Annotated in this window: 17 protein-coding genes; 7 read left to right on the forward strand and 10 right to left on the reverse strand. The window is 61.2% G+C overall.

All coding sequences use genetic code 11. From position 1 onward, the window contains the following. Positions 1-10: 10 nt before the first annotated feature. Both ACI77H_RS16970 and ACI77H_RS16975 read right to left on the reverse strand, forming a co-directional pair. Positions 11-676 (reverse strand): CoA transferase subunit B, encoded by a 666-nt coding sequence (locus ACI77H_RS16970; RefSeq protein ID WP_407012896.1) that lies wholly within the window; start codon positions 674-676, stop codon positions 11-13. 36 nt (positions 677-712) lie between these two features. Then, positions 713-1,411 carry a CoA transferase subunit A gene (locus tag ACI77H_RS16975; protein WP_407012897.1) on the reverse strand — a complete coding sequence of 233 codons (699 nt, stop codon included), beginning with the start codon at positions 1,409-1,411 and terminating at the stop codon, positions 713-715. Between the two features lie 150 nt (positions 1,412-1,561). Between ACI77H_RS16975 and ACI77H_RS16980 the strand changes: the two genes are divergently transcribed. After that, positions 1,562-2,461 (forward strand): LysR substrate-binding domain-containing protein, encoded by a 900-nt coding sequence (locus ACI77H_RS16980; RefSeq protein WP_407012899.1) that lies wholly within the window; start codon positions 1,562-1,564, stop codon positions 2,459-2,461. A gap of 135 nt (positions 2,462-2,596) precedes the next feature. Here the strand turns inward: ACI77H_RS16980 and ACI77H_RS16985 are convergent, their stop codons facing one another. Together ACI77H_RS16985 and ACI77H_RS16990 are read right to left on the reverse strand one after the other, a co-directional pair. Continuing rightward, positions 2,597-3,439 carry an NAD-dependent protein deacetylase gene (locus ACI77H_RS16985; protein ID WP_407012900.1) on the reverse strand — a complete coding sequence of 281 codons (843 nt, stop codon included), beginning with the start codon at positions 3,437-3,439 and terminating at the stop codon, positions 2,597-2,599. A 123-nt stretch (positions 3,440-3,562) separates the two neighbouring features. After that, positions 3,563-4,609 (reverse strand): class I SAM-dependent methyltransferase, encoded by a 1,047-nt coding sequence (locus ACI77H_RS16990; RefSeq protein ID WP_407012901.1) that lies wholly within the window; start codon positions 4,607-4,609, stop codon positions 3,563-3,565. 447 nt (positions 4,610-5,056) lie between these two features. Here ACI77H_RS16990 and ACI77H_RS16995 point away from each other — a divergent pair, with 447 nt between their 5' ends. From ACI77H_RS16995 to ACI77H_RS17005, 3 genes are all read left to right on the forward strand, one after another. After that, positions 5,057-6,391 (forward strand): acetamidase/formamidase family protein, encoded by a 1,335-nt coding sequence (locus ACI77H_RS16995; protein WP_407012902.1) that lies wholly within the window; start codon positions 5,057-5,059, stop codon positions 6,389-6,391. A 144-nt stretch (positions 6,392-6,535) separates the two neighbouring features. Then, complete coding sequence (locus ACI77H_RS17000; protein ID WP_407012903.1) at positions 6,536-7,375, forward strand: DUF692 domain-containing protein; 840 nt, start codon at positions 6,536-6,538, stop codon at positions 7,373-7,375. Next, positions 7,368-8,126 (forward strand): DUF2063 domain-containing protein, encoded by a 759-nt coding sequence (locus ACI77H_RS17005; RefSeq protein WP_407012904.1) that lies wholly within the window; start codon positions 7,368-7,370, stop codon positions 8,124-8,126. Before ACI77H_RS17000 ends, ACI77H_RS17005 begins: the two co-directional genes overlap by 8 nt. A 95-nt stretch (positions 8,127-8,221) precedes the next feature. Here the strand turns inward: ACI77H_RS17005 and ACI77H_RS17010 are convergent, their stop codons facing one another. The 5 genes from ACI77H_RS17010 to ACI77H_RS17030 form a co-directional block, all read right to left on the reverse strand. Beyond that, entirely contained in the window at positions 8,222-9,169 is a 948-nt protein-coding gene (locus ACI77H_RS17010; RefSeq protein ID WP_407012905.1) for a phosphatidate cytidylyltransferase, read from the reverse strand. Continuing rightward, positions 9,166-9,765: a lysophospholipid acyltransferase family protein gene (locus ACI77H_RS17015; protein WP_407012906.1), complete on the reverse strand. Its 600-nt coding sequence runs from the start codon at positions 9,763-9,765 to the stop codon at positions 9,166-9,168. The genes ACI77H_RS17010 and ACI77H_RS17015 overlap by 4 nt, the downstream gene beginning before the upstream one ends. Beyond that, entirely contained in the window at positions 9,752-10,384 is a 633-nt protein-coding gene (locus ACI77H_RS17020) for a CDP-alcohol phosphatidyltransferase family protein (RefSeq protein WP_407012907.1), read from the reverse strand. The genes ACI77H_RS17015 and ACI77H_RS17020 overlap by 14 nt, the downstream gene beginning before the upstream one ends. A gap of 117 nt (positions 10,385-10,501) precedes the next feature. Then, positions 10,502-11,809 carry an ATP-binding protein gene (locus ACI77H_RS17025; RefSeq protein WP_407012908.1) on the reverse strand — a complete coding sequence of 436 codons (1,308 nt, stop codon included), beginning with the start codon at positions 11,807-11,809 and terminating at the stop codon, positions 10,502-10,504. Next, positions 11,806-12,546, reverse strand: coding sequence for a response regulator (locus tag ACI77H_RS17030; protein WP_407012909.1), 741 nt, complete (start codon positions 12,544-12,546; stop codon positions 11,806-11,808). The genes ACI77H_RS17025 and ACI77H_RS17030 overlap by 4 nt, the downstream gene beginning before the upstream one ends. A 306-nt stretch (positions 12,547-12,852) precedes the next feature. Between ACI77H_RS17030 and ACI77H_RS17035 the strand changes: the two genes are divergently transcribed. The 3 genes from ACI77H_RS17035 (at position 12,853) to ACI77H_RS17045 (ending at position 14,800) form a co-directional block, all read left to right on the forward strand. Beyond that, complete coding sequence (locus tag ACI77H_RS17035; RefSeq protein WP_407012910.1) at positions 12,853-13,113, forward strand: DUF2790 domain-containing protein; 261 nt, start codon at positions 12,853-12,855, stop codon at positions 13,111-13,113. A gap of 48 nt (positions 13,114-13,161) precedes the next feature. Further along, positions 13,162-13,416 carry a hypothetical protein gene (locus tag ACI77H_RS17040; RefSeq protein ID WP_407012911.1) on the forward strand — a complete coding sequence of 85 codons (255 nt, stop codon included), beginning with the start codon at positions 13,162-13,164 and terminating at the stop codon, positions 13,414-13,416. A 172-nt stretch (positions 13,417-13,588) separates the two neighbouring features. Beyond that, positions 13,589-14,800 carry a cytochrome c biogenesis protein DipZ gene (locus tag ACI77H_RS17045; protein ID WP_407012912.1) on the forward strand — a complete coding sequence of 404 codons (1,212 nt, stop codon included), beginning with the start codon at positions 13,589-13,591 and terminating at the stop codon, positions 14,798-14,800. 9 nt (positions 14,801-14,809) lie between these two features. On the opposite strand, the gene ACI77H_RS17050 is transcribed toward ACI77H_RS17045, so the two are convergent. After that, entirely contained in the window at positions 14,810-15,802 is a 993-nt protein-coding gene (locus tag ACI77H_RS17050) for an AraC family transcriptional regulator (protein WP_407012913.1), read from the reverse strand. Positions 15,803-15,819 lie beyond the last annotated feature (17 nt).

Below are 15,819 nucleotides of genomic sequence, written 5' to 3' on the forward strand. Positions count from 1 at the left end.
GAATGATTCCTCACTGGGCAGCGAACTGCATTTCCGGAACGTGATCAGGCACGATCAGTTTACCGGCGGTCTTGGCGACGATCTCTTCGACGCTGACGCCCGGCGCACGTTCTTTGAGAATGAACGCGCCGTTTTCGATTTCAAGATACGCAAGGTCGGTCAGTACGCGCTTGATGCAACCGGCGCCGGTCAGCGGCAGGCTGCATTGGGCCAAGAGCTTGGACTCACCGTCCTTGGACGCGTGGGTCATGATGACGATGATGTTGTCTGCGCCGGCCACCAGGTCCATCGCGCCGCCCATGCCCTTGACCAGTTTGCCGGGGATCATCCACGAGGCGATGTTGCCTTGCACGTCGACTTCAAAGGCGCCGAGTACGGTCAGGTCGACATGACCACCGCGGATCATCGCGAAGGACTCGGCCGAGGAAAAGATCGACGCGCCGATACGCGCGGTCACGGTTTGTTTACCGGCGTTGATCATGTCGGCATCGATGGTTTCTTCAGTAGGAAAAGGACCCATGCCGAGCAGGCCATTTTCCGACTGCAGCATGACTTCCATGCCTTCGGGAATGTAGTTGGCGACCAGGGTCGGAATGCCGATGCCCAGGTTCACGTAGAAGCCGTCCTGCATTTCGCGGGCGACGCGTTGAGCCATTTGTTCGCGGGAAAGTGCCATTGTTGTTATTCCTTCATTCGGTCCGGGGGCAGGGGATCACTTACGCACGGTGCGCTGTTCGATGCGCTTCTCGAACGTGCCGCAAATGACCCGGTCGACGTAGATGCCAGGGGTGTGGATCTGCGCCGGGTCCAGCTCGCCGGGTTCGACGATTTCTTCGACTTCGACCACGGTGATCTTGCCGGCGGTGGCCGCCAGCGGGTTGAAGTTCTGGGCGGTGTGGCGATAGATGACGTTGCCGAAATGGTCGGCTTTCCAGCCTTTGACGATGGCGAAGTCACCGGTGATGGATTCTTCCATCAGGTACTTGCGACCATGGAATTCACGCACTTCCTTGCCATCAGCGACTGGGGTGCCGACGCCAGTAGCCGTGAAGAACGCCGGGATACCGGCACCGCCCGCGCGCATTTTTTCAGCGAGGGTGCCTTGCGGGGTCAGGACGACTTCGATTTCGCCTTTCAGCAGTTGGTCTTCGAACAGTTTGTTCTCGCCGACGTAGGAGGCCACTACTTTTTTGATCTGCCGGTCTTCCAGCAGCACGCCGAGGCCGAAACCGTCGACGCCGCAGTTGTTGGACACCACGGTGAGATCACGGGTGCCTTTGCGCTTGATCTCGGCGATGAGGTTTTCCGGAATGCCGCACAGGCCGAAGCCGCCAGCGATCACGGTCATGCCGTCTTCAAGACCTGCCAGAGCTTCCTCGTAGGAACTCACGCGCTTGTCGAAACCTGCCATATGCACCTCTTTTATTCTTTGTGGGCGGCTGGCTAGCCGTTTGGGATGGAGTGTCTCGCCGGAGGATTTATTTGTTAAGTTGATTTTTAAGGTTGATTGATAGATAAAACTCACCAATCAAGCGCCCGTACTACGTTGGAGACACCGATCATGACAGTCAAGCAGATCCGCGCCTTTCTGGCGGTGGCCCAGAGTTTGAGCTTTGCCGTGGCCTGCGAGCGGTTGCACCTGTCGCAATCGGCGCTGAGCCTGACCATCAAGGCGCTGGAGGAAGGCCTGGGCGGGCGGCTGTTTACCCGCAACACGCGCAACGTGGCGCTGACTGCTGAGGGGGAGTCGCTGGTGCCGTTGGCTCGTCGATTGATCGCCGACTGGGACAATGCCGAAGACGAGCTGCGCCAGCGATTTACCCTGCAGCGCGGGCGCGTGACGCTGGCGGCGATGCCGTCGTTTGCCGGCAACCTGCTGCCGCCGATCCTGAAAACTTTTCGCGCGCGCTACCCCAAGGTCAACGTCACGGTGAATGACGTGATCAACGAGCAGGTGCTGGAAATGGTGCGGGATCGGCAGGTGGAGCTGGGCGTAGCGTTTGAACCGGCCCACAGTTCGTCGCTGCAATTCACACCGTTGTACCGGGACCGGTTTGTGGCGGTGGTGCCGTCGGATTCTGCATTCGCCGAATGGGCCGATATTGATTGGCAGACGTTGTTGAAAGAACCCTTCATTACTTTGCAGCGACCGTCGACGGTGCGGGTGATGCTCGAAGAGCACTTGCAGGCGCGCGGGATGAAACTGCCGGTGGAGTTTGAGAGCCATCAGTTGGCGACAGTCGGGAGAATGGTGGCCAGCGGCCTGGGGGTGAGCGTGGTGCCGGCGTTGTGTGCCGGGCAGATGCGCGAACTGGGTGCACGGTGTATTACCTTGCGCGACCCGGTGGTGGAGCGGGCAATCGGGGTGTTGACCAAGCCTGGGGTGGAGTTGTCGGCGGCAGCGCAGGCGTTGTTCGACATTCTGAAAGAAGAAAACCTGGGTGAGCGCCTGACGCTGTGAAACGCGTAAGAACTTGTGGCTACCCCCCATTCTGTAGCAGCCGGCTTGCCGGCGATCGAATCTTGAGGCGGGCAGTGCTTTTGCGGACGTCATCGCCGGCAAGCCGGCTCCTACAGGGTTTCGTTGTGTCAGTTGCTAATGCGTCAGACGCTGAGCCAGTAGCGGCAACAACTGTTCGCAGGAGGCTTCGATTTTCAGATCGAGGATGTCATCCGCCCGCGTCTTGCCCAGATTGATCGCCATCAACGGTTTCCCCTGATCCGCCACCGCCCGGCACAACCGAAACGCCGAGTACGCCATCAACGAAGACCCGACCACCAGTAATCCCGCGGCTTCTTCCACTGCGGCCATGGCCTTGACCGCCGTCTGCTGCGCCACGTTCTCGCCAAAAAACACCACGTCTGGTTTCATCCGTTCACCGGCGCAAAGCGGGCAATGCGGTACCTGAAACCGCGCTTCGAACGCCGAATCGAGCAAGGTGTCGCCATCCGGTGCCTGCACCGCGTCGACACCGGCCAGGTAAGGGTTCTGTGCTTCCATCAACTGCTGGATCGAATCCCGCCCACTGCGCTGCCCGCAATCCAGGCACAGTACGCGATGCAGGCTGCCATGCAGTTCGATCACGTCGTGGCTGCCGGCCTGGTCGTGCAAGGTGTCGACGTTCTGGGTGATCAACCCACTGATCTGCTGCGAACTTTGCAGACTGGCCAGCGCCTCGTGCGCCACATTCGGCTGAGCCAGGCGCACTCGCGGCCAGCCGAGCATCGCCCGCGCCCAATAGCGGCGCCGGGATTCGGCCGCGGAGAGAAACTCCTGATACATCATCGGTTGCCGGCCGCGGCGCACACCCTCGTGGTCGCGGTAGTCCGGAATGCCCGACGGGGTGCTGATGCCGGCACCGGTCAGGACCACGAACGGCTGGTCGGCCATGAGCTGCTGAAGCCGGTCGAGTTGTTCGCGGATGCGGCGGTCGAGCATGTTCAACACTCCGGTAAACCTTGAGTGTCAGCAGAGTAGCACTCCCTGTAGGAGCCCGGCTTGCCGGCGATGGCGATCATTCGGGCGCCATCGCCAGCAGGCCGGCTCCAACAAGGGCAGCGTTTATTTGCGCGCTTCGAGGATCAGGTTAAACGGTGTTTCCGTGGCCCGCCGGAAGGTGCTGAATCCCGCCTCCGTAAACACCTTGCGCAGCCGCGCCTCGCCTGCCTGGGCGCCGAGCCCGAGCCCGACTTCCTGGGACAGCGAGTTCGGGGTGCAAATGAACGTCGAGGCGGCGTAGAACAACCGGCCAACGGGCGTGACGTTGTCGTCGAGCTTGTCGTTGGCGAACGGTTCCACCAGCAGCACCGTGCCGTCCGGCTTCAGCGACTCATAGGCGTGCCGCGCTGCGCCCACCGGGTCGCCCATGTCATGCAGGCAGTCGAAATAGCAGATCAGGTCGTAGTCGTCACCGGGATAGCTTTTTGCCGTGCCCTGGAAGAACCGCGCCCGCCCGGACACACCGCCTTCCTCGGCGCGTTGAGTGGCGACGGTGACGGACGGCGCGTGGTAATCGAAGCCGACGAACCGCGAGTCCGGGAACGCCTGGGCCATGATCACCGTCGATGCGCCATGCCCACAGCCGATGTCCGCAACCTTGGCGCCGGCCTCCAGTTTGGCGACGACGCCTTCAAGGGCCGGTAGCCACTCGGCAACCAGGTGCGCTTTGTAGCCGGGCCGGAAGAAGCGTTCCGTGCCGCTGAACATGCACGGATGGTGATCGCCCCAAGGCAGGGCGCCGTTGCCGCGCATGGCTTTGACCAGCTTGTCCTTGTCATGGAAAAACGACGCGACCACCCCGACACCGCCCGCCACGTAGACCGGTGAATCTTCGATCGCCAGTGCCAGGGCTTGCTCTTCGGGCAGACGGAACTGGCCGTCGCGGTGTTCCATGTAACCGGACGCGGCGTGGGCGCTGAGCCATTCGCGCAGCAGGCGGGGGTTGCAGCCGGTTTTGTCGGCGAGGGTTTCGGGGCTGATCAACTGGCTGTCGGCCATTGCCCGGTACAGCCCGAGCTCCTCGCCGAGGATGACGTTGGCGAGCATCGCCGCGCCGCCCATGTCGTTCACCAGTTTGCCCATGAAATCGTTGAGTCTGGCCTCGTCCATCACGTGTGCTCCTTCAGCAGGATCACGGTCCAGAGGCGTTGTTTTTCGAGGCATCCAGCTCTGGGCGGTGGTCGTGGGAATGAACAGGACAATAACCGCGTCCTGGGTGCACTAAGTTTAGTTCAGGGGCTGTGGGCTGCTGGCTGGAGCGACGAAAGCGCCTGAGGCTGCACGTTATGGTTCGCGCTGAACCCTGTGGGAGCGGGCTTGCCCGCGATGAGGTCGGTACATCCAACCTACCTGTCGCCTGACACACTGCCATCGCGGGCAAGCCCGCTCCCACAGAGTCCATTAGTGATCTGAGATCGCATGTATCCCAATGTATCCCGACTCCTGATCGATACATTTCCCCTTAATACCGGGCCACTGCCGAACACAGCCCAGATACAAACCTGGGATGAACTGCATAGGCCGCTTGGCACCCTATACACCGTGAAGGGGACAACAATGACCACGCTCCTGCCTGAAACCGACCTGACATCTGCACCCGTCGAGCGCCTGCGCGTCGACCAATACACCAACGGCCTTATCGGCCCAAGCCAGCCGATGCTCGGCCCGCTGGCCGACGGCGGCACCCTGATCACCGGCACGCCGCCGGGCTGCTGGGGGCCGATGATTACGCCGGCCTTCGAGGGCGGCCATGAAGTCACCCAACCGGTGGCCATCGCCGGTGCCGAAATCGGCGACGCCGTGGCGATCAAGATCAAAAGCATGCGCGTCACCTCGCTGGCCACCTCGTCCGGCGTGATGAGTTTTGTTGAAGGCCGCTACAACGGCGATCCGTTCGTCGCGAAATTCTGTAGCAAATGCGCCACCGAACACCCGGCCAGCTACGTCGAAGGCATCGGCGAAGATTCGATTCGTTGCAGCAACTGCGGCGCCGAGGTCAGTGCCTTCCGCTTCAGCCACGGGTACGTGATCGTGTTCGATGCGCAGAATCAGGTCAGCCTGACCGTCAATCAGGACATCGCCAACCAACTGGCCGGCAACGCCTCCGAAATGTCGGCGTTGCCGGAATTCGCCGCCCAGCATTCGATCCTGTCCCTGGCCCGTGCCGACATCCCCGGCGTCGCCGCGCACATGCGGCCGTTCCTCGGTAACATCGGCACCACGCCGTCTCGGGACTTGCCGGACTCGCACAACTGCGCCGATTTCGGCCAATACCTGATCGGCGCACCGCACCGTTTCGGCATGACGCGTGAGGAACTGCACGCGGCCAAGACCGACGGTCACATGGACACCAACTCGATCCGCGAAGGCTGCGTATTGATTTGCCCGGTGAAAGTCCCGGGCGCCGGTGTGTACATGGGCGACATGCACGCCCAGCAGGGCAACGGCGAGATCGCCGGGCATGCCACCGACTGCTCCGGGGAAACCGAAGTGCAGGTCGAAGTGATCAAGAACCTGACACTGGAAGGGCCGATCCTCCTGCAAAACCTCGACGATCTGCCGCCGATGGCGCGGCCGATGAATGCCCTGCAACGGCAGAAAGTCCGCGAACTGGGTGAGCGCTGGGGCCAGACCGAGATCGAGCAGAGCGGCCCGATCACCTTCATTGGCAGCGGCGAGAACCTCAACGTGGCCGTGGAGAACGGCTTGCAACGTGCCGCTGCGGTGACTGGCCTGCCGTATGACGAAGTGCTCAACCGCGCGACCATCACCGGCTCGATCGACATCAGCCGCTTGCCCGGCACGGTGCGCGTGACCTTCCTGTGCCCGATGGACGTGCTCGATCGCATCGGCATCGGCCATCTGGTGCGTGAGAAGTACGACCTGGTGTAACGCCCAACGGTGGGTCTGTACCGAAGTGTGTACAGACCCGCTGGCGATACAACTGCCGCGATTTTCGGCCGGCTCGCAACACAGGCCCGATACACCGTTTCGGTTAACTGTGATTCCGCTCTGACCCCCTTTGAGATCGACATCATGCAGACTTCCATCCCATCAACGAAGGCCGCCGTCGGACTTGGCCTGCGTCGCGGTTTAATGAAAGACCTTCAAGCCGCCCGTGTGGGCGATTTCGACTTTCTGGAAGTCGCGCCGGAGAACTGGATCGGCATCGGCGGCGCTCATGGCGCGGCGCTGCGGGCCCTGGCCGAGCGCTATCCGCTGTCCTGTCATGGCTTGTCCCTGTCATTGGGCGGGCCGGCGCCGCTGGACGTCGGTTTTTTGCAGGAAGTGCGGGTTTTTCTCGATCAGTACCGCGTGCCGCTGTACAGCGAACACCTGAGCTACTGCAGCGATGACGGTCACCTTTACGACCTGTTGCCGCTGCCCTTTACCGAAGAAGCGGTGCATCACGTCGCCGCACGCATTCGTCAGTCCCAGGACATCCTCGGTCGGCGCCTGGCGGTGGAAAACGTCTCCTATTACGCCGCGCCGCAGCAGGACATGGACGAGCTGACGTTCACCAACGCGGTGCTGCGCGAAGCCGATTGCGACCTGCTGCTGGACGTCAACAATGTGTACGTCAACTCGATCAATCACGGTTTCGATCCGCAGGTGTTTCTGGCCGGTATCGATTCGGACCGGGTGGTGGCGATGCACGTGGCCGGGCATTTCGATGAATCCGACACGTTGAAAATCGACACCCACGGCGCCTCGGTGAAACCGGTGGTGTGGTCGTTGCTGGCCCAGGCCTATGCCCGGTTCGGCGCGCAACCGACGTTGCTTGAACGCGATTTCAATTTCCCGGCGTTCTCTGAATTGGTCGCCGAATTACAGACCATCCGCCGCTTGCAAACCGAGGGGGTGAACCGTGGCTGACTCAGGCCTGTTCCAGCAGCAAAGCACCTTGGGGCTTTACCTGCGTGACCCTGACCATTGCGCGCCGCCGGCCGGAATGGACGTGGCGCGGGCACAGGTTTACCGCGACCTGATTTTCAACAACCTCTCGATATTGCTCAGCGGCACCTTTCCGGTGCTGATCAAGATTCTTGGCGATGAGCACTGGCGTTCGCTGGTGCGAATCTTCCTGCGGGACTACCGCGCGCGCACGCCGAAATTCGGGGAGATCGCCAGGGAGTTTGTCGAGTTTCTCGCTTCAGAACCGCCAGCGTTGCACGAAGGGCCGTGGCCGCCGTTCATGGTGGAGCTGGCGCATTACGAGTGGATCGAGATGCTGCTGCAACAATCCGAGGCCGAGCCTTTGCCATCCAGCGATGCCGGGCTGATGCTGGATCGACCGCTGCAGCTTTCGCCGCTGGCCTGGCCGTTGGCGTATGCCTGGCCGGTGCAATTGGTGGGGCCGGACTATCAGCCTGAAACGCCTCCGGCTCAGCCGACATTGCTGTTGGTTCGTCGGGCGCAGGACTGGAGTGTGAAGTTTTCCGAACTGAGTCCACTGGCCTGGCGCTTGTTGCAGCGAATCGGCGAGTTTGCGCAGCTGAACGGGCGTGAACAGCTGGAAGGATTGGCCGTCGAGGCGGGAGCCGTGGGATCGCAGGACTTCATTGCGAGCGGGGCGGCGTTGTTGCGGCAGATGCAGGGGGAAGGGGTGGTTGGACCAAGATTTTGATGAGGCCTCATCCCCCTGTAGGAGCCGGCTTGCCGGCGATGGCGTCCGTAAAATCGCTATCGCCGGCAGCCGACACCTACAGGGGGATGCGTTATTTATTGGGCGGAAAAAAAGTACCGAGTCAGGTGAAAGAAGATCGGGGCCGCGAAGCAGATCGAGTCCATCCGGTCGAGCATGCCGCCGTGGCCCTTGATCATGGTGCCCCAGTCCTTGGCGCTGAGGCTGCGCTTGATCGCCGACATCACCAGGCCGCCCAGGAAACCCATCAGCACAATGACAAACGACATCATCAGCGACTGCCAGAAACTGAACGGCGTCATCCAGAACATGCAGCCGCCAATCAGCGTGGCCGACAAACCGCCGCCGACCAGGCCTTCCACGGTTTTCGACGGGCTCACCAGCGGCGCAACCTTGTGCTTGCCAAAGAGCTTGCCGAACACGTACTGCAACACGTCACTCAACTGCACGACGAACACCAGGTAGAACAGCAGCAGCGCGTTCTGGCCCTGGAAGCCTTCCAGATCCAGCAATAACAGCGCCGGTGCGTGGCTGATGCAATAGATGCAAATCATCACGCCCCACTGGATCTTCGCCGTTCTCTCCAAAAAGCCTTCGGTGTCCTGGCTCAGCACCGCAATCGCCGGTAGCAGCAGGAACGCATACACCGGAATCAGCAGTGTGAACATCGAATACCAGTGGGTTCCGATCAGCACATATTGCAGCGGGATCAGGATGAAAAACGCCGAAAACAACGCGTTATGGTCGCCCCGGGTGGTCGGTGTCAGGGTGATGAACTCCCTGAGTGCGAACAGCGAAATGAAGCCAAAGAGCACGACGGTGGCATTGCCGCCCAACTGGTAGGACACGAAGAAGATGATCACCATCCCCCACCAGGCATTCACGCGCTGGTTGAGGTTGTCGATGGTCGCGGCCGAGCTTTCGGTTTTTGCCCGTTTGGCCAGCAGTCGACCGGTGAGCGACGCCAGCGCCAGCAGGCAGGCTATGCCAAAAAAGAACCACAGGAACTTTGTTTCAAGACTCATTTCGACAGCCTCACAATGGCGTCACGCGCCCGCTCCAGGAACACTTGTTTTTCTTCACCGGCAATCCGTTGCATCGGGTTGCCGATGCGGATCGTGCAGATAATCGGCAGCGGCACGTGTTTGCCTTTGGGCATCGAACGGTGGAGGTTTTCCAGGTAGATGGGCACCAGGTCGACATCGGGGAAGGTCTCGCTCAAGCGGTACAGGCCCGATTTGAACTCGCCGGGCAATGCCTGGCTGGACCGCGTGCCTTCCGGAAAAATGATGATCGAATGGCCGGCGCGCACCACATCGAAAATCGGCTCCAGCACGTTCACGCCGGGCGCCGGGTTACGTTCGATCAGGACCGCATTCAGGCCTTTCTGGGAGATGTACGACAGAAACCGGTTCTTCCCCCAGTAATCGGCGGCGGCCACCGGTTTCACATTGACCCGGGCCTCGGGGGGCAGGGCGGCGATGATTGCCAGGGTGTCCATGTGGCTGGTGTGATTGGCGAAATAGATGCGCTGGCGCGAGAGATCCGGTGGGCTTTCCCATCTCGCCGTGACGCCGATGAGGAATCGCAGGACGGAAATCAGCGCATTACTGATCCACATGGACGGCACCTTTTAGCTGCTTGGAAATGTCCAGGGTTCGCGTGACGCAGGTCGCGACGGAGCCGATGGCGATGATGGACAGCGCAATCAACAGCGCATAGTGACTGGCATAAACGCTCGCTTCGACAGCGTTCAACACAAGCCCCGCCGTCATCACCGCCATCCGGTGTTGCTTGGCCATCGGGCCGATGAAGCTCTGCTTGAGACCGATCGAACCGCCAAATACCCTGACGTACGCCGTCAATGCCGCGGCCAGCGCGGCGAACCAGCCAAGGTCAGAGTAGCCGATGGCGTAGCCCAGGCCGACAATCAGCAGGCTGTCGGCAATCCGGTCGGGGAATTCGTTGTAGAGGCTGCCGATGTCGGATTTCTTGCCGCCCTCAATCGCGACCATCCCGTCGAACAGGTTGCACAGCAGGCGCAGCTGAATGCCGAGCGCGCAGAGGATTGAGCCGATGACGCCAGTGTCGATATTGAGTGCGATGATGCCCGCGAGCGCGAAGGCGATGCTGGCCACGGAGATCTGATTGGGGGAGATGTCCCTTTTTACCAATCTGTCGGTGACGTATTTGGCCCAGCCCGCAGAACGCGTCTTGATGGGTCTTCTGTTTTCATCCATGGGCAATGTCCCTATCACTTTTGTTGGAGCGAGCTTGCTCGCGATGGGCGTTAACGATAACGCGTTTATCCAGACAACACGCGTTATCGTTAACGTCCATCGCCGGCAAGCCGGCTCCTACACAGGGCGGGTCGGTAGTTTCAGCTCCGCGCACAAACCGCCGCCCTCGCGATTGCTCAGGGTCAACGAACCTCCGAGCGCCAGCGCCAGTTGCTGGGCAATCGCCAGGCCAAGGCCGGTGCCGCCGGTGCTGCGGTTGCGTGAATTCTCCACGCGGTAGAACGGCTCCATGACATGGGCCAGTTCGTCTTCGGCAATCCCGGGACCACGGTCCATCACCTTCACCGACAAGCTGCCGCCAGGCTTCGATTCCACCCGCAGTTCTGCCGCGCCGGCGAATTTGAGTGCGTTGTCCGTCAGGTTCACCAGCACGCGGCGCAAGGCGTGCGGGCGGGTGTCGATGACGGTCTGACTTTTTCCGCTGAGCTGGACGTCCTTGCCCACGTCCTGGTAGTCGAACACCAGGCTGTCGAGGAATGAATCCAGATCGGTGCGGCGGCTTTCTTCGGTGGCGCCATGGACGCTGCGGGCATAGGCCACGCCTTCGCGCACCAGGTGCTCCATCTCGCCGAGGTCGTTCCACAGTTTGTCTTTTTCGCTGCAGTCGTCCATGAGCTCGGCGCGCAGTTTCATGCGGGTGATCGGGGTTTGCAGGTCGTGGGAAATCGCCGCCAGCAACTGCATGCGTTCTTTGAGGTACGCCGCGATGCGCGCCTGCATGGCGTTGAAGGCCATGGCCGCGTGGGCGACTTCGGTCGGGCCTTTTTCGTCCAGGTGCACCGGGTGGGTGTTGGGGTCGAGCGTTTCGACGGCCTGTGCGAGGCGGGTGAGGGGGCGAATGGCAATTCTCACGGCCAGCCAGGTGCACAGAATCATCAGTAACAGTTGGCCGAGCAAGACGATCGGCAACCAGGGCGACAACGGCACCATCGATGGACGCACGTCGATGGTGACCGGGCTGCCATCGGCCAGTTTCAGATGCACCTGGAAATGTTTGATCGGACCGGGAATGTCGGTCACGGTCATCGGGTAATCCTTGCCGATGGCGTCCTTGATCGAAGTCACCGCAATAGGCGTATCGCTCATCGCCGTGCCCGGCGAACCTTCATCCAGCAAATAGCGGTAGTTGCGGCGATCCAGTTGTTGCAACCAACTCGTGCGCTCTTCGGCCGGCAAGCGGTCGAGGATCGCGATGGACGTCGAGACATCGGTCTCCAGATTGCCCAGCATGGTGTTTTTCGCGCTTTCGTAGCGTTCGTAGTACTGCGCGCCGAAAGACAAGGCTTGCGCCAGAATCAGACCGATCAGGAAAATCAGCGACAGACGCGAGGCGAGGGTGCGGGGCCATCTCAGGGAAAGGTTCATGAGGGCGCCCCGAGGACTTCCACCGGCAGCGAAAACACATAGCCTTCGCTGCGCACGGTTTTGATGTAGGCCGGTTCCCGCGCGTCGTCGAGCAAGCGCTGACGCAGACGGCTGACCAGCAAATCGATGGAGCGGTCGAACAGGTCGGCGTCGCGGCCCTGGGTCAGGTTCAGCAGCTGGTCGCGGTTGAGCACCCGTTGCGGATGATCGAGGAACACCCGCAGCAGCCGATATTCTGCGCCACTGAGCGCAACCATGGTGCCGTCGTCATCGAGCAAGTGGCGGGCCGACGTGTCCAGGCGCCAGCGACCGAAAGCCAGCAGGCGACCGCTTTCGGTGACCACCAGGTTGGGCGGCAACATTCGCGTGCGGCGCAGCACCGCGTTGATCCGCGCCAGCAGTTCACGGGCGGCGAACGGCTTGACCAGGTAATCGTCGGCGCCCATTTCCAGGCCGATGATGCGGTCGGTTTCATCGTTGCGGGCGGTGAGCATCAGCACCGGGGTGGCTTTGTGTTTGCCGGCGCGGATCTCGCGGCACAGCATCAGGCCATCGTCGCCCGGCATCATGATGTCGAGCACGATCAGGTCCACCGGCGTGGTCTCCAGAAACGCACGCATCTGCCGGCCGTCCGCCACGACGGTGGTGCGCAGGCCGTTCTTCTTCAGGTAGTTGCCTACCAGCTCTCGAATCTCGCGGTCATCGTCCACGATGAGGATGTGATCGACGTGTTCCATGGGGCCAAGCCTCTTCAGATAGGGAATGACACACACTCTATCGAGCCTTTGCCCGCTCGCCCGCCACCCTTTGTATTGCAGTGTATCTGCTGTGTCGAAGGATACACATGGACTTAAAAACCCCGAATTTCAGGGGTTTTGTATCGCTGTGTATCGGCAGGCCCCTTTGATACGTACCGATTTACACGCGCCGCTTCTCGACACAGACGAGATACCTCAGGGCCTTCTAATAGGTTCCATCGAGGCAAACCCAACCGCCTCGGCTCAATTGAACGATCTACCCATTGAAGCCTTGAGGAAACCACCATGAACACTAAAGCCATCTACGCCGCTTGCCTGTTTGCCGCACTGAACATCTGCACCCTGTCGGCCCGTGCCGAAGCCGACGTCAGCGCCAAGACCTACAGCTACGGCACGCACCTGGACATCAAGAAAGTGGTGTCGCTGAAACAGGACGCGACGAACACCTGCGGGATTGTCGACGCCCAGCTGACTTACCTGGATTCCCAGAATAAAACCCAGGTCCTGGACTACCGCAAATTTGCTGACTGCTACTCAGACAACTGAGTCCTTCGCTGACCGCTTGCCAATCCCCTTTGAAACAGGAACAACACCATGAACAACGTAACCCGCTTTTTGACCGCCACTGCCTTCGCCCTTGCAGGCGCCGCTGCCCACGCCAACGCCGCCGTTGAACAAAGCACCTGCGGCAGTAGCACCTGCTTCCAGCTGACCCCGGTGAACGAGCAGGGCGCCAATGACTTGCTGGTACAGGACGGTTCCAGTCGCACCCCGCAAGGTCAGATGGTTGCTGAGAACGGTAGCAGCCGCACACCACAGGGCCAGTTGCTGGATGAGCAGACGGCCTGAAGCCGGACAGTATTTCAGTAGTCACCCCTGATCCAATGTGGGAGCGGGCTTGCCCGCGATGACGGACTGTCAGTCGACATCAACGTTGAATGTACCGGCCTCATCGCGGGCAAGCCCGCTCCCACAGGTTATGTGTGGTGCGCCGCCCTCTATTATTTCCAAGGTGATCCCCATGTTTCTCATCGCTTTCCTGGGCGGCATATTGACCGTCCTCAGCCCTTGCATCCTCCCGGTCGTGCCGTTCCTGTTCGCCGGCGTCGACCGCACCCGCTCCTCGATTCTGCTGACCCTCGGCGGCATGGTCCTGACCTTCGCCCTGATTTCCAGCCTGGCCGTGGTCAGCAGTGAATGGGTGGTGCAAGCCAACAACACCGGTCGTCACGTGGCCCTGATCGTCATGGCGCTGTTTGCCCTGTCGCTGATTTCCGCGCGGGTCGGTGGCTGGCTGGCACGCCCGTTCGTTCTGTTGGGCAATCGTCTTGACCCCGACACCCGCAAAATGTCCGGCCCGCTGGGTTCGGTGATGATCGGCGTCGCCACCGGTCTGCTCTGGGCGCCGTGCGCCGGGCCGATCCTCGGCGTTATCCTCACCGGCGCGATGCTGCAAGGCGCCAACGCGCAGACCAGCCTGTTGCTGGTGGCGTACGGCCTGGGCAGCGCGTTGTCCCTCGGCACCTTGATCTTCGCCGGTCGTGGCTTGGTCAATCGCTTGAAAGCGTCGATTCCGGTCACCGGCTGGTTGCGGCGCGGTGCCGGGTTTGCCGTGCTGGCCGCCGCGGCGGTGATTTCCACCGGCGCCGACAAGACCCTGCTGGCCGGCACTTCTTCGGAGGGTGTCAGCAGTATCGAGAAAGGCGTGCTTGAAAGCGTACCGAAAGTGGTCGATTACCTTGTCAGCAAGGTCAAGGCCGATTCGAGCCTGGACAACGCCCAAGGTCCGATGCCGTCACTGTCCGGCGCGGTTGAATGGATCAACTCGCCAGCCCTGACCAATGATTCGCTCAAAGGCAAAGTGGTGCTGGTGGACTTCTGGACCTACGACTGCATCAACTGCCAGCACACCCTGCCTTATGTGAAGGACTGGGCGAAGAAATACGAGAAGGATGGCTTGGTGGTGATCGGCGTCCACACCCCGGAATACGGCTTCGAACGCATCATTGGCAACGTCAAGGATCAGGTGAAGAAGCTCGGCATCACCTACCCGGTGGCCATCGACAACAACTACACGATCTGGCGCAACTTCGACAATCAGTACTGGCCCGCTCACTACCTGATCGACGCCAAGGGGCAGCTGCGTTACACCCACTTCGGTGAAGGCAGCTATGACACGCAGGAGAAGGTGATTCAGCAGTTGCTGCAAGAAGCCAAAGCCCCCGCTGCGTGACCCGTCAACTCAATGGCTCACAGGCTCCGCGCCGTGGGCCATTGTTCTTTTCTCCTGACTGCGCCGCCATGCCGCGGGCGGTGCACCGAACTCCCGCCGAAACGCCCGACTGAACGCCGTGTCGGTCTGATAACCGACCTCTTCGGCGATGCGCATCAATGAGCTGTTACTGCTGCGTAACAGGTTGGCCGCCAGCAACATGCGCCATTGCGTCAGGTACTGCATCGGCGAAATCCCCACCAGTTGCTGGAAGCGTTCGGCCAATACCGATCTTGAGGTACTGGCGGTGCGCGCCAGTTCATCCAGGGTCCAGGTGTGACAGGGTTTTTTGTGCAGCGCATTGAGGGCTGCGCCGACGATCCGGTCGTTCACACCTGCCAACCACCCGGTCCGGCCTTCGCCCTGTTCGTGCATGTACAAGCGCAGCACCTCTATGAACAACACCTCGGCCAGCTTGGCCAATACGCCTTCACCACCAGGCCTTGGCGAGCGCGCTTCGGCGAGTGCATAACGCACCGAAGATTCCAGCCAGATCCCGGCGTTCGAGCCGCGCACATTGACCTTTACCACGGCCGGCAACCCCGTCAACAACATGCCCGCCAGCCGCGTATCGCACGCCAGATAGCCGCACACCAGGCGCGTGACCGCGCCGCCACCGCCATAACTCAATTGCCGTGGCCGGCGCGCGAGCACGACGTCCAGCCGTGCACCGCTGGCCGGCGCGAGACCCGGTTCAGAGCACATGCGGTGGGCGTCGCCCAGCGGAAACACCACCACATCGCCGGCGGTCAGCAATTTCGGCGGTTCATCACCGAGCTCGACATAACACTCGCCTTCGGTGATCAAGTGAAAGATCACCACGCGTTCGGCGCCGGGTTCAAGAAACGGTGCCGCCGTGTCCGCGCTCGGTGACTGATAACACCAGGGGGCAGTGAACCTGGCGTTAATGAAAATCGCGCCGACCAGGCGGACGACGCGCAGGGTCTGGGACAGGGCGTCCATGGTGGTGTTCCCCTGGG

This window comes from Pseudomonas sp. O230 (genome assembly GCF_045447035.1).
Classification (GTDB): domain Bacteria; phylum Pseudomonadota; class Gammaproteobacteria; order Pseudomonadales; family Pseudomonadaceae; genus Aquipseudomonas.